The following is a 13,000-nucleotide window of genomic DNA, read 5'->3' on the forward strand; positions in this document are numbered from 1 at the left end:
CTCTCTGCATGACAAAGACTGCTGTCGGCAACCCCGATGAACCAGAGGGCGACGGCAAGCACAAACGGCGCAATCGTTCCCGCGCCAACGGCGAAGGATCGATCTTCCCCTACCGCAACGGCTACGCCGCCTACGTGTGGGTGACGACGCCAGCGGGGGACCGCAAGAAGCGCTGGGTGTACGGAAAGACGCGCGACGTCGTCCACGACAAGTACGTGAAGCTGTTGAACGAGGCGAAGCAACGGCCCATCGCCACGACGGTGCCGACCGTCGAGAAGTACCTGACGTACTGGCTCAGTGAGGTAATCGAACCGAACCGCGAAGCGCAGACCTACGCGCAATACGAGACCCTCGCGCGCCTGTACGTCATCCCAGCACTCGGGCGGAAGCGCCTCGATCGGCTGACCGTTCGGGACGTCCAAGCGTGGGTGAACAAGCTGCCCAAGACGTGCCAATGCTGTGCGCAGGGCAAGGATGCCGCCAGGCCGGAACAGCACTCGGACCCGCGCAAGAGGCAGAGATGCTGCGCGATCGGCCGGTGCTGCAGGGCCTATCCGAGCCGCCGCACGATCCAGGCCGCGCGGAACACGCTGCGTGCCGCGCTCACGCATGCCCAGACCGAGGAAATCCTCTCGCGCAACGTCGCTCGCATGGTGAAGCTGCCGACGATGCGCAAGCGGGTGCGTGGCAAGGCGTCCTGGAGCGTGGAAGAAGCGCGCGCATTCCTCGAATCGGCCCAAAGTGGAAATGACCCGCTGTATGCCGCGTGGGTGCTGATCCTGGTGATGGGCCTTCGCAAGGGCGAAGTGCTCGGCCTGCGGTGGGAAGACATCGACATGGACGCGGGGGAGTTGACCGTCAGCATGCAGCTTCAGCGCGTGCGCGGCCAGCTCGTACACAAGGAACGAACCAAGACCGAGGATTCGACCGGCGTCATGCCACTGCCCGCCATCTGCATTACCGCGCTACGGCTCCGCGAGGAACGGCAGAAAGCCGAGAGTGCCGCGCGTGACGAGCAGTGGACCGGAAAGGGACTCGTCTTCACCACGCGGCCGGGCCGCCCCATCGAGCCGCGGAACGTCAATCGCAGCTTTGCCCACCGGTGCAAGCGCGCCGGCGTCCGTTCTATCCGGGTGCACGACACGCGGCACACCTGCGGGCGACTCCTGGCCGCGCTGGACATCCATCCCCGAACGGCGATGCAGATCCTCCGACACAGCCAGATCAGCATCACGATGGAGGTCTACACGGAGGTACCAACCGAGGTCACCAGGGAGGCCCTGAAGCGTCTGGGGGACAGCCTTACCGGCCCCGATGGGGACCAGTCGGGGACCAGCGATCAGGGAGCCTAGCTGTACTTTGCTGCTGTACGGACGGGAAAAGGCCGGGTCCGCTAGATCGGATCCGGCCTTTGACCTGCTGTCGGGACGGCGGGATTTGAACCCACGACCCCTTGACCCCCAGTCAAGTGCGCTGCCAAACTGCGCTACGTCCCGGTGCCCGTTGGAGCGGGCTTGATTACTGTAGCGCAGTCCGCGGGGTCTTGCGTAACGAGATACGGGGCCGTGGGGCTCTGGTAGGCAGGCCTGATGGTGACTTTGCGGGCGGGGCTGGCTGGGGTGGTCTGCCTGGGGCTGGTGTGCGGGTGCGGGGGTGGCGGCGGGGGCCGGGGAGGGGCTCGGGCGGTGAGTGAGAGTCCTGTGGTCCGGACTTCGGCGCCGGAGGTTCGTGTGCGGGTGCCGGACGGGGTCCGGACGTCCTATGTGGTGTTCGATCGGGTGGCCGGGCGGGTCGTGGCGGAGCGGCGGCCGCGGCAGGTGTTCCGGTCGGCTTCGGTGGTGAAGATCCTGGTGGCGCTCGACTACATGCAGGGGCGCGAGGTGTCGGCGGCTGATCGGAAGCTGCTGGGTGTGATGTTGCGGTCCAGTGATGACAAGGCGGCTACGGAGTTCTGGAGGCGGGGCGGGCAGGGGCGGGTCATCGAGCGGATGGTCCGGAGGGTGGGGTTGCGGGAGACGGCGCCGCCGCCTGCGGACAAGCCGGGGTTCTGGGGGTATACGGCGCTCAGCGCTGGTGATGTGCTGCGGACGTACCGGTATCTGCTGGACGAGGCGCCCAAGGCGCAGCGGGAGTTCGTGTTGGAGCAGTTGAGGAAGTCGACGCCGTGCGGGACGGACGGGTTCGACCAGACGTTCGGGATTCCGCGGGCGGCGGAGAGGCCGTGGGCCGTGAAGCAGGGGTGGTCGGGGTTCGGGGACTCGCCGGCGGAGCCGTGCCGGGGACGGCGGGCGCAGCAGGTGGCGTGGACGGATCTCGGGATCGGGCGGCCGGTGCTGCACACCACGGGAGTGGTGGGGGAGAAGATCGTGGTGGTGCTGACGCTGCATCCGGCCGGGACGTCGTTCCGGACGGCGGCCGCGCGGGTCACGGAGCTCACGGCGCAACTGGTGTGACCTGAGTCACAGGGCGGGGCACAGTTGTCTCCGGGGACGGTCACCGGTACCGGTCAAGTTCGGGCGTGAAGGGAAAAGTCGGGCAAAGAACTGGGCGATTTGTACTGTTCTGAGCGGATTGTTTGTCACTGACGTATGTAGCTTTTTTCTCCCAGGCACCAGCGCCGAACGGGGGACAGGGTTGGCGGATGCGGAGGGCACCTGGGCGCAGCCCGGGGTGCACGTTGCGGATCTTGACGACCTGCGGGACGCCGCGCACGACCGGGCGGTGCTGTCCGAGGCGCGGGTCGTGCTGGCCCGGCGGCTCGGGGTGCCGCCCGGCGAGGCTCTGCAGCATCTGATCTGGCTCGCGCGCGATCTGGACGTGGAGCTCAGCGAGGCCGCGTCGCTGCTGGTCAAGGACGGCGGCGTCGGGCCGATGGGGGCCGTGGCGGCGGGACGGAAGGCGCCCCGTACCGAGAGCGGCGCGGTGGAGCGTCAGGCCGTGCTGTCAGAGGCCGAGGACGTCCTGCGCCGGGTGACGGCCGAGGACACCGCGGGGGACGCGGAGGTCCTGGCCCGGGTGCCGGACGACCCCGCGGCGAAGGCCGTGCTCGACGGGGCGCTCGACTCGTCCGCGCACATGGTGCCGGTCCGGGGGCAGGACGGGAAGGTGGCCGACTTCCTGTTCGTGGATCTCAACGGCGTCGCGCGGGACATGTTCGGGCGGGGCCGGGAGGAGCTGGCCGGGCGCCGGCTGCTGCAGACGGACCCCGGCGCGGTGCTGAGCGGGCTCTTCGACGAGTACGTGGAGGTGCTGGAGAGCGGGACGCCTCTGGAGCGTTCCCTGAACCAGTACACGACCGCGCAGCGCGGGCTGTCCCGGACGTCCAGGATGAGCGTGAGGTGCGTCGCCGTGCCGACAGGCGTGTGCGTGACCTGGCGTTACCACGATCGCGAGGACCGGGTCGCGCGGCGGCTGGAGCGGGTCGAGCGGCTGGCCCTGATCGGGTTCGGCGAGTGGGACCTCGCCACCGGCGAGGCGGCCTGGACGCCGCAGATGCTGGCCAACTACGGGCTGGCCCCCGACCAGGTGCCGCCGATGCCGCACGACCTGCCGAAGGTGGTGGCGGACGACGACCTCCCGCTGGTCGAGGAGGCCGTGCAGACGATGTTCTCCCGCCGGGAGCCGGTGGAGGCGGAGCACCGCGTGATCGGTCAGGACGGGGCGCCGCGGCACCTGTGGGTGTTCGCCGAGCCGGTGCTGGCCGAGTCCGGGCTGCCGGTGTCGATCAACATCGTCTCGCAGGACATCACGCGGCGGCGCGGCGTGGAGCGGGCGCTGGCGGAGACCCGGCGGCAGATGCTGAAGCAGCAGGAGCGGATGGCGCAGGAGCGGCGGGTGGCGGTGACGCTGCGCCGCGCGATCCTGCCGGACGAGGACGAGGTGGAGCAGCTGCCGGGCCTGCGCACCGCGATCCGCGCGCTGGCGGCGGAGAGCACCGCCCGCATCGGCGGCGACTGGTTCGCGACCAGGACGCTGCCGGACGGACGGTCGATGTTCGCGATCGGCGACGCGGCCGGGCACGGCCTGCCCGCGGCGGCGGCGATGGCCCGCACCCGCAACGGGCTGCTCGGCCTGACCTGCACGAGGGAGCCGGCCGGACGGCTGGTGGGCTGGCTGAACGAGCTGGTGAGCAGCATGGACCCGCCGGCGACGGGCACCGCCGTCGTGGCCCAGTTCGACGCGCGCGGTCGCGTCCTGGAGTGGACGTGCGCGGGGCATCCGCCGCCGATCCTGATCCGGGACGGGCGGGCGGTGCCGATGGAGGTCGTCCGCGACCCGATGCTCGGCGCGATGCCCGACTGGGAGTACATGACGATCACGACCAGGCTCAGCCCCGGCGACATGCTGTTCCTCTACACCGACGGCCTCGTGGAGCGCAGGGACGCGGACCTGGACGAGCGGATCGCCCGCCTCACCGGCATCCTGCGGGACTGCGCCACGCAGCCCGAGCTGATGCTGGACGACGTGCTCGCGCGGATGGAGCACGACCGGGCGGCGGACGACACCACGCTCTTCGCCGTGCACGTGGAGTGACCGGAACCATCCTTGACCTGTGATGATCACCCACTGTGATGTGCGCCTCACCTAGACGGGCCTGGACGGGCCCGGACGGCCCGGACCGGGCCGGATCGGCGTGTGCCGGGCGGCGTGGAGCAGCGGTTCTTTACCATTTGCGCGATGGCGGGTAAGCCCGGCGGGCAAAGGGCTGCGGGGCAGTTCTGGAAAGATCGGGAACAGCCCGCGCCGTGACGGTGTTGGTGCTTCCTTGAGAGGGCTTTGAGCAGGCAAGACCGACTTTTGTGCCTGGTTTGCTTTCTTTGAGAAGGTTGGTACCTTCTTACCGAATCACGCAACGCGTCCCATGCGTTGCTCCGGCCGTGCCGAGCGCGGCCGAGGATCGCGGAGCGGATCCCGCCCGCGATGCGCGCCCACCGAGGCGCGCGGTCAGATCAAGATCAGTCACTGAGATCAATCCGTATGCGCCGCGCACGCGGTGCGAGGCCGAGTCCGTCCGGTCGACCTGACCGGAACGGAGCCGGGGACCCAGGTTCCAGGGGTGAATCGGCGCGTCCCAGAGTCGCGCCGTAGGGCTGCTTCCATGCCCGAATCCGTCAGCTAACCCGGTAGGCGTCATGGGAGATAGGAGATTCCCCGCATGACCGGTCGTTTCGATCGACTTTCCCTGAACACCCTCACGCCCGAGGACAAGGCCGTCGGCGTCGCGCTTGGCGCCGTGCTGGCGGGAGCCGTCGGGCTCGCGATCTTCAACCCGCTCACCGACGACCGCGCCGTGGCCCAGACCTCGGCCCAGGCGGCGGCGGTCGCCGAGAAGGGCGGCGTGTCCGCCAAGTCGGACAAGGCCGGGACCCTCTCGGCCGCGGACGCCCGCGCGCAGGGCTTCAAGGTCCCGCCGCGCGCGGTCAAGCCCAACGAGGTCATCAAGCTCGCGGAGAAGCAGGTCGGGATCTCCGAGGGCAAGGGCGGCATGACCAAGTTCCACAAGTGGTACGTGTCGACCCCGCACGCCGCCGCGACCGCCGAGCGGGACGGAGGCTTCTCCGTCAACGACTACAAGGGCGCCCAGTGGTGCAACATGTTCGTCTCGTGGCTCGGCGCCCAGACCGGCGTGCAGAACATGGGCTGGGACGCGTACACCGTCCAGCACGCCAAGTGGTTCAAGAAGACCGACCGCTGGGGCAAGACCGCCAAGCCCGGCGCGGTCGTGTTCTTCGACTGGGACAAGGGCTCGCGCGGTGACATCGGCGACATCGACCACGTCGGCCTCGTCGTCAAGGACAACGGGAACGGCACCGTGAACACCGTCGAGGGCAACACCGAGAACGCGGTGAACAAGAAGACCCGCGACAAGTCCGAGATCGTCGGTTACGGGTATCCCGACTACGCGTCCTGACCCGATCCGCGCGATTGCGGCCGCCCGGCCGGAATCGCGAGATCCGGGTCGCGCGGACCGCGTGATCAGAATGGCGTCATCCGAAGGCGTCCGGTTCCGGCCGGGCGCCTTCGGGCGTTCCAGGGGGATGTCACCCATGTCGCCGGTGAAGGCGGGTAATGCCAAGCATTGACAGCCTTTGACTGCTCTTGGACCTCATCACGGCGTTCCGGGAAAGGAATCCGTGCGCGCGTCCGATCGGAGCCGGGACGCGCGGGGAGGGGGGCCCATGCGGGTGCGCCCGGACGTCAGCGTCGTCGTGATCGCCTACAACGACGCGTGGCGGCTGCCACGGGCGGTCGCCTCCACGCTGGAGCAGTCGCTGGGCGGCGTCGAGACGGTGATCGTCGACGACGGGAGCACCGACGGGACGGGCGAGGCCGCCGACCGGCTGGCCGCCGCGCACGCCGGACGGGTCCGGGCCGTCCACCTGGCGTCGAACTCCGGCGGCTGCGGGCGGCCCCGCAACACCGGGATCGAGGCGTCCGCAGGCCGGTACGTGATGTTCCTCGACAGCGACGACCTGCTGGACCGGCACGCCTGCCTCAACCTGTTCGCCGCGGCCGAGGACGCCGGCGCGGACCTGGCGTCCGGGCGGTGCGACCGGATCTTCCTGGACGTGCCCGCGGGCGCGAAGGGACGCGTCCGCCCCTGGTATCCGTGGCTCTACCGGCGCAGGGCCGTGTACGGGCCGCTGAAGGACCACCCCGATCTGCTCTACGACACGCTGTCGACCAACAAGGCGTACCGGCGCGATTTCCTGGACGAGCACGGCCTCCGGTTCGTCGAGGGGCTCCACTACGAAGACCTGCTGTTCACCGCCGAGGCGTACCTGGCGGCCGGGCGGACGGCGCTGATCCCGCACCGCGTCTACAACTGGCTGGTGCGGGAGCGGACGCCCGCGCCGTCCATCTCCAACCGGCGCGCCGATCTGGCCAACTTCGCCGACCGGCTGGAGATCCACCGCCGCATCGACATGCTGTTCGCGCTGCGCGGCGCCTACGACCTCCGCCGGGCCAAGGACGTCAAGTTCGTCAACCATGATCTTGTCCTTTACCTGCGCGAACTGCGCGACCGCGATCCGGCCTACCGGTCGCGCTTCCTCGATCTGGCGGCGGGCTACCTGGCCGAGCTCGATCCCAGGGTGTTCGAGGAGGCGCACCCGCTGCCCGCGATCGCCGCTTACCTGATCCGCGAGGGCGACCATTCGGCCGCGCTCGCCGCCGCCGAGCACGGCGGCGGCGTCAAGCGCCCTGAGCTTCGTGCGCAGCTCGTGGAGCGGGACGGGCGCGTGTACTGGGGCACGGGACGCCCGCGCGGGACGCTCGGGCGCCGCATCCTGGACGTCACCGATTTCGGCTTCCATCTGCGGCCGCTCAAGGAGCTGCGTCCGGCGAACACGGTGACGCTGCTGGAGGCGCGGGGCGAGCGCGTCCGGATGGCCGGGCAGGTGCTGAACCCGCTGGGCCGGATCCGTCCGGACGCGCGGCTGTCGGCCATCCTGGAGTTCGGCGACCGGCGTCGCCGCGCCCGGAAGGGGCGGGTCCGGGCGGCCGTCCGGCATGAGGGCGACCGGCTCGCCTGGCGGGCCGAGTTCGACCCGAGGAAGCGCATCAGGCCGGTCGGGTTCGTCGACCCGGTGTGGGACGTGCGCCTCCGCGTCCGGGTGGACGGCGAGGACGTGGTCACCCGGCTCGGCGAAGGCCGTGGATCACCGCCGCTGAGCGGGGTGGAACTGCCCGTCCGGCCCCGGCTGACGAGGCTCGCAGCCGACCGGCTCCGCTCGTACGTCACCGGCGGCGGTCATCTGGCGTTCGTCCTGGAGACGGGCACGCCGTGGGCGCGGCTCACGGGGGCCGCGGCGCGGCGGGCCGTCACGTCCCCGGCGGGGCGGCTGGCGCGGGGCCTGATCGGGCGGCGGGCGAGGCGGACGGAGCAGGCCGTCCGGCGGACGCTGACGTCCCGCAAGACCAAGGTCGCCGTGTTCAACCGGGTGCTGAGCCGGCTCCCCGTCCGGCAGGGCCTGGCGGTCTTCGAGAGCCACCTGGGCCGGCAGTACTCGGACAACCCGAAGTACATCTACCGGGAGCTGCGCAGGTCGGGGCGGCCGGTGGAGGCCGTGTGGTCGTACGCGTCGTCCCCGAAAGGCTTCCCGCAGGACGCGAAGCTGGTGCGGCGCGGGTCGTGGGCCTACTTCCTGGCGCTCGCGCGCGCCCGGTACTGGGTGGACAACCAGGGCTTTCCGGACGGTCTCCGCAAGCGCCCCGAGACCACCTACATCCAGACCTGGCACGGGTCGGCGTTCAAGCTGATGGGCCAGGACCAGCCGCGGGTCAAGCGCGGCCCCGCCGCCGAACGGGCCCGGCTGCGGCGGATGGCGGAGCGGTTCGACTGCTTCCTCGTCCGGTCGGGGCACGACGTGGCGACGCTGTGCGCCGGGCTCGGCGTCCGGTCGGAGCTGCTCGCGGCCGGGTATCCGCGCAACGATCCGCTGGTCAACGGCGTGGACGGCGATCCGGAGCTGGCCGCCGAGGTCGCCGGGCTCCGCCGCTCGCTCGGCCTGGACGCGGGCGACGGGCGGCGCGCCGTCCTGTACGCGCCGACGTTCGCCACCGGGCCGAAGGGCCGCCCGGTCCGGCTGCTGGAGCCCCCCATCGCCCCCGGCCTGTTCGCGCGGGAGCTGGGGGAGGAGTTCGTGCTGCTCGTCCGGCCGCACTACCTGTGCCGCGCCAACCTCCCGCCGGGCGCCCGCGCGGTCATGCGGGACGTCGGCGACGTGCCCGACGTCACCCCGCTGCTCCTCCTCGCGGACGCGCTGATCACCGACCACTCCTCGATCATGTTCGACTTCGCGCTGCTCGACCGGCCGATCGTCCTGCACCTCCCGGACGGCCGCGACCGCGCGCCCGGCTACTTCGACCTCGAACGGCACGCCCCGGGCCCGATCACCCGCACCGCGGACGAGCTGGTCGCCGCGCTCGCCGGGCTCGACGCCGCGGACGCCGTCCACGCCCCCCGCCGCCGCGCGTTCGCCGAGCGGTTCGGCGAGCACGACCGCGGCGCCGCCGCCCGCACCGTGGCGGACCGCTACTTCCCGGCCGCCCGGCCGCGCCGCAGGGGCGAACGCCGCCGCAGGGGAGAACGCCGCCACAGGGGGGATCGCAATGGCCGCACCGCGTGACGTCTTCATCGTGTGCAACAACGCCGACGACCTGGGCGGGCTGCAGCGCTGGGCGCATCACATGGCGCGGCTGCTCGCCGCGCGCGGCGACCGCGTCACCCTCGTCGGGATCACCCGCGGGACGCGGCCGCACCACCACGGCCGGGACGGCTCCTACGCCGTCGAGGTGCTGCACGGGGAGTGGCGCCCGCCCGCGATGGCCTGGCGTCCGGCGACGCTCCGGCAGCGCCTGGACGCGGCGTCCCGCGCACGCGACCTGCGGCGGAGGGCGGCCCAGCGGCGCGGCGCCGCCCGCCTGACGGAGCTGTTCGCCGCCGCCCGGCCGGGCGCGGTCGTGATCGCGGCGCAGGTGTGGGCGATGGAGTGGGTCCGGCTGGCCGACACGTCCGGGCTGCGGGTCGTGGGCATGAGCCACGAGTCGTACGCGGCCACCCGCGCGTCGTCGCGGTACCGCCGGGTCAGGGAGAACTACGCGGACGCCGACCGGATGCTCGTCCTCACCGCCGAGGACGCCGATGCCTGGGCCCGGAACGGCATGACCAACGTCGACTACATCCCCAACGCGCTGCACGTCGCGCCGGACGTCCATCCCACGCTCGACCTCCCCGTCGTGGCGTGCGTCGGCCGCCTCTCCTACGAGAAGGGCGTGGACCTGATGCTGGAGGCGTGGGAGCGGGTATCCGCGCGCCATCCGGGCTGGCGGCTGCACGTCTACGGCGGCGGGCCGGACGGAGAGCGGCTGAAGGCGCAGGCGGACGCGGCGGGCCTGTCCGGCTCGGTGGAGTTCAGGGGCGTCGTCGCGGACGTGGAGGAGGCGCTCGTTGAGGCGTCGATCTTCGCGCTGCCGTCCCGGGCCGAGGGCTTCCCGATGTCGGTGCTGGAGGCGATGGCGTACGGGCTCCCGACGGTCGCGTTCGACTGCGCGCCCGGCGTCCGGGCCCTCCTCGCCGCCGAGCACGGCGGCGGCGTGCTGGTCGAGCCGGGCGACACCACGGCGTTCGCCCGGGAGCTGGACCGCCTCATCGAGGCCCCGGACCTGCGCCGGACCCTCGGAGCCGAAGCCCGCGCCTCGGTCCTGAGGTTCCACCCGGACACGGTCCTGGAACGCTGGGACCGCCTGTTCGACCTGCTCCACCGGGATCTCCCGTCCGGCCCGGCGTCCGGCCCGGCGTCCAGCGACATGGCGGAGGAGCCCGTGGCGGGCGAGCGGGAACCCGCCCTGGAGTGATTCTTTCTAACAAGTGTTTGGTAGAGTGCGCGGCGTGAAGGAGAACGAGTCCCCGGCGGACCGGGCGTTCCGCGCCGAGGTCCGCGACTGGCTCCGCGCCAACCTGGCGGGCGAGTTCGCGCACGCCCGCGGGCTCGGCGGGCCGGGACGCGAGCACGAGGCGTTCGAGGAGCGGCTCGCCTGGGAGCGGCACATGGCCGCCGCCGGCTGGACATGCGTGGGCTGGCCCGAGGAGCACGGCGGGCGCGGCGCCACCGTCGAGCAGCAGGTGATCTTCCACGAGGAGTACGCGCTCGCCGACGCGCCCGCCCGGGTCGGCCACATCGGCGAGAACCTGCTCGGCCCGACGATCATCGCGTTCGGCACCGACGAGCAGCGCGCCCGCTTCCTGCCGCCGATCGTCGCCGTCGAGGAGCTGTGGTGCCAGGGCTACTCCGAGCCGGACGCGGGCTCCGACCTCGCCAACGTCCAGACCCGCGCCGAACTCGACGGCGACCACTGGGTGATCAACGGCCAGAAGGTCTGGACGTCCCTGGCCCTCGAATCGGACTGGTGCTTCGCCGTCTGCCGCACCGAGCCGGGCTCGTCCCGCCACCACGGCCTGTCGTACCTGCTCGTCCCGATGCGGCGGGACGGCGTCGACATCCGGCCGATCGTCCAGCTCACCGGCACCTCCGAGTTCAACGAGGTGTTCTTCGACGGCGCCCGCACGGACGCCGCCAACATCGTCGGCGCGCCGGGGGAGGGCTGGAAGATCGCGATGGCCACGCTCGGGTTCGAGCGGGGCGTCGCGACGCTCGGCCAGCAGGTCGGCTTCCGGCGCGAGTTCGACGGCGTCGCCGACCTGGCCCGGCGCACCGGCGCGATCGACGATCCGCTGCTGCGCGACCGGCTGACCAGGGCGTACATGGGGCTGGAGATCATGCGTCTGAACGCGGTGCGGACGATGGCGGGCGTCGCCGCCGGCGCCCCCGGCCCGGAGTCGTCCATCTCCAAGCTGGCCTGGGGCACCTGGCACCGGGAGCTGGGCGAGCTCGCCATGGACATCCTCGGCGCCGCCGGACTCGTCGCGGACGGCGAGCCCTACGACCTGAACGACTGGCAGCGGCTCTTCCTGTTCTCCCGCGCCGACACGATCTACGCCGGGTCGAACGAGATCCAGCGCAACATCATCGCCGAGCGCGTCCTCGGCCTGCCCAGAGAGGCACGTGGATGACCCCGCCCCGATACGTCCCCGGGCACGATCTCCTCAAGGACCGCGCCGTCGTGATCACCGCCGCGGCCGGGGCCGGGATCGGCGGCGCCACCGCCCGCCGCTGCCTGGAGGAGGGCGCCCGCGTCCTGATCTCCGACACGCACGAGCGGCGGCTGAGCGCGTCCGCCGGGGAACTGGAGAAGGAGTTCGGCGCGGCGCGTGTCGCCTCGCTGCCCTGCGACGTCACGTCCGAGGAGCAGGTCCAGGCCCTCTACGCCCTCGCGGTCGAGCGGTTCGGACGCGTCGACGTCGCCGTCAACAACGCCGGCCTCGGCGGGACGGCCGACCTGGTCGACATGACCGACGACCAGTGGGGACGCGTCCTCGACATCACCCTCAACGGCACCATGCGCTGCACCCGCGCCGCCCTCCGCGTCATGCGCGGCCAGGGCTCGGGCGTCATCGTCAACAACGCGTCGGTGATCGGCTGGCGGGCGCAGAAGGGGCAGTCGCACTACGCCGCCGCCAAGGCCGGGGTGATGGCGCTCACCCGCTGCGCGGCGCTGGAGGCCGCCGAGTACGGCGTCCGGATCAACGCCGTGTCGCCGTCCCTCGCCATGCACCCGCATCTCGTCAAGGTGACGTCCGAAGATCTCCTGGACGAGCTGACGCGCCGCGAGGCGTTCGGCCGGTATGCGGAACCATGGGAGGTGGCCAACGTCATCGTCTTCCTGGCCGGCGACTACTCCTCGTACATGACGGGCGAGGTCGTCTCCGTCTCCTCCCAGCACCCATAGGAAACCCACTGATGAGTCCACGACGGCGCGACGCCGAGGGCACCGCCGCCGCCCGCGCGGTACGGCGGGCCGAGCTGCTCGCCACGGCCGCGGAGGTGTTCGCCTCCCAGGGCTACTCCGCCACCACCGTCCGGAAGGTCGCGGACGCCGCCGGGATCCTCGGCGGCAGCCTCTACTACCACTTCGACTCCAAGGAGGCGATGGCGGACGAGATCCTGTCGACGTTCCTGGACGAGATGTGGGCCGCCTACGACCGCGTCCTGGAGTCGGGGCTCAGCGCCCGCGACACGCTCGAGGGCATCGTCGTGGAGTCGTTCCGGACGATCGACCTGCACCGTCCCGCCGTCGTCCTCTACCAGAACGAGTCCAAGCACCTCGGGACCAGCGAGCGGTTCCGCTACCTGCACGACTCCCGGCGCCGGTTCGAGGAGATGTGGCTGGAGCTGCTGCGCCGGGGCGTGGCGGAGGGCTCGTTCCGCGCCGACCTCGACCCCGACCTCGTCTACCGGTACATCCGCGACACCGTCTGGGTGGCCGCGAACTGGTACAAGCGCGGCGGGCGGCTGTCCGCCGACGACATCGCCAAGCAGTACCTCGCCATGTTCCTCGAAGGCATCCAGGCGAGCTAGGCCCCCGTACGAAGGAGACA

At 71.5% G+C, this 13,000-nt stretch carries 9 protein-coding genes, 1 tRNA gene and 1 riboswitch; of the genes, 9 read left to right on the top strand and 1 reads right to left on the bottom strand.

Annotated features, from left to right (window positions below; genetic code table 11):
• The first annotated feature begins 8 nt into the window (after nucleotides 1–8).
• Nucleotides 9–1,352 carry a tyrosine recombinase XerC gene (gene xerC, locus ACH35V_RS36860; protein ID WP_395979508.1) on the top strand — a complete coding sequence of 448 codons (1,344 nt, stop codon included), beginning with the start codon at nucleotides 9–11 and terminating at the stop codon, nucleotides 1,350–1,352.
• Between the two features lie 70 nt (nucleotides 1,353–1,422).
• On the opposite strand, the gene ACH35V_RS36865 is transcribed toward xerC, so the two are convergent.
• Nucleotides 1,423–1,496 (bottom strand) — tRNA-Pro (locus tag ACH35V_RS36865).
• 234 nt (nucleotides 1,497–1,730) lie between these two features.
• Here ACH35V_RS36865 and ACH35V_RS36870 point away from each other — a divergent pair.
• The 8 genes from ACH35V_RS36870 (at nucleotide 1,731) to ACH35V_RS36905 (ending at nucleotide 12,980) form a co-directional block, all read left to right on the top strand.
• The gene (locus ACH35V_RS36870; RefSeq protein ID WP_395979509.1) at nucleotides 1,731–2,453 is read left to right on the top strand and encodes a hypothetical protein; all 723 of its coding nucleotides are present in this window, start codon (nucleotides 1,731–1,733) and stop codon (nucleotides 2,451–2,453) included.
• Between the two features lie 181 nt (nucleotides 2,454–2,634).
• Nucleotides 2,635–4,533: a SpoIIE family protein phosphatase gene (locus ACH35V_RS36875; protein WP_395979510.1), complete on the top strand. Its 1,899-nt coding sequence runs from the start codon at nucleotides 2,635–2,637 to the stop codon at nucleotides 4,531–4,533.
• A gap of 456 nt (nucleotides 4,534–4,989) precedes the next feature.
• Nucleotides 4,990–5,144: riboswitch (cyclic di-AMP (ydaO/yuaA leader) on the top strand.
• A gap of 11 nt (nucleotides 5,145–5,155) precedes the next feature.
• Entirely contained in the window at nucleotides 5,156–5,911 is a 756-nt protein-coding gene (locus ACH35V_RS36880) for a CHAP domain-containing protein (protein ID WP_395979511.1), read from the top strand.
• Between the two features lie 268 nt (nucleotides 5,912–6,179).
• The gene (locus ACH35V_RS36885) at nucleotides 6,180–9,131 is read left to right on the top strand and encodes a CDP-glycerol glycerophosphotransferase family protein (RefSeq protein WP_395979512.1); all 2,952 of its coding nucleotides are present in this window, start codon (nucleotides 6,180–6,182) and stop codon (nucleotides 9,129–9,131) included.
• Nucleotides 9,115–10,359 (top strand): glycosyltransferase, encoded by a 1,245-nt coding sequence (locus tag ACH35V_RS36890; RefSeq protein ID WP_395979513.1) that lies wholly within the window; start codon nucleotides 9,115–9,117, stop codon nucleotides 10,357–10,359. The genes ACH35V_RS36885 and ACH35V_RS36890 overlap by 17 nt, the downstream gene beginning before the upstream one ends.
• Before the next feature lie 34 nt (nucleotides 10,360–10,393).
• Nucleotides 10,394–11,575 (top strand): acyl-CoA dehydrogenase family protein, encoded by a 1,182-nt coding sequence (locus tag ACH35V_RS36895; RefSeq protein WP_395979514.1) that lies wholly within the window; start codon nucleotides 10,394–10,396, stop codon nucleotides 11,573–11,575.
• The gene (locus tag ACH35V_RS36900; protein WP_395979515.1) at nucleotides 11,572–12,351 is read left to right on the top strand and encodes an SDR family oxidoreductase; all 780 of its coding nucleotides are present in this window, start codon (nucleotides 11,572–11,574) and stop codon (nucleotides 12,349–12,351) included. The genes ACH35V_RS36895 and ACH35V_RS36900 overlap by 4 nt, the downstream gene beginning before the upstream one ends.
• Nucleotides 12,352–12,362: 11 nt before the next feature.
• Nucleotides 12,363–12,980 carry a TetR/AcrR family transcriptional regulator gene (locus tag ACH35V_RS36905; protein WP_395979516.1) on the top strand — a complete coding sequence of 206 codons (618 nt, stop codon included), beginning with the start codon at nucleotides 12,363–12,365 and terminating at the stop codon, nucleotides 12,978–12,980.
• Nucleotides 12,981–13,000 lie beyond the last annotated feature (20 nt).

This window comes from Actinomadura sp. 1N219, from assembly GCF_044326405.1.
Classification (GTDB): domain Bacteria; phylum Actinomycetota; class Actinomycetes; order Streptosporangiales; family Streptosporangiaceae; genus Spirillospora.

What these genes read in the sequence shown, in the direction of transcription:
- ACH35V_RS36900 (WP_395979515.1), top strand. Translation starts at nt 11,572, where the DNA reads ATGACCCCGCCCCGATACGTCCCCGGGCACGATCTCCTCAAGGACCGC.
- ACH35V_RS36880 (WP_395979511.1), top strand. Translation starts at nt 5,156, where the DNA reads ATGACCGGTCGTTTCGATCGACTTTCCCTGAACACCCTCACGCCCGAG.
- ACH35V_RS36885 (WP_395979512.1), top strand. Translation starts at nt 6,180, where the DNA reads ATGCGGGTGCGCCCGGACGTCAGCGTCGTCGTGATCGCCTACAACGAC.
- ACH35V_RS36890 (WP_395979513.1), top strand. Translation starts at nt 9,115, where the DNA reads ATGGCCGCACCGCGTGACGTCTTCATCGTGTGCAACAACGCCGACGAC.
- xerC (WP_395979508.1), top strand. Translation starts at nt 9, where the DNA reads ATGACAAAGACTGCTGTCGGCAACCCCGATGAACCAGAGGGCGACGGC.
- ACH35V_RS36905 (WP_395979516.1), top strand. Translation starts at nt 12,363, where the DNA reads ATGAGTCCACGACGGCGCGACGCCGAGGGCACCGCCGCCGCCCGCGCG.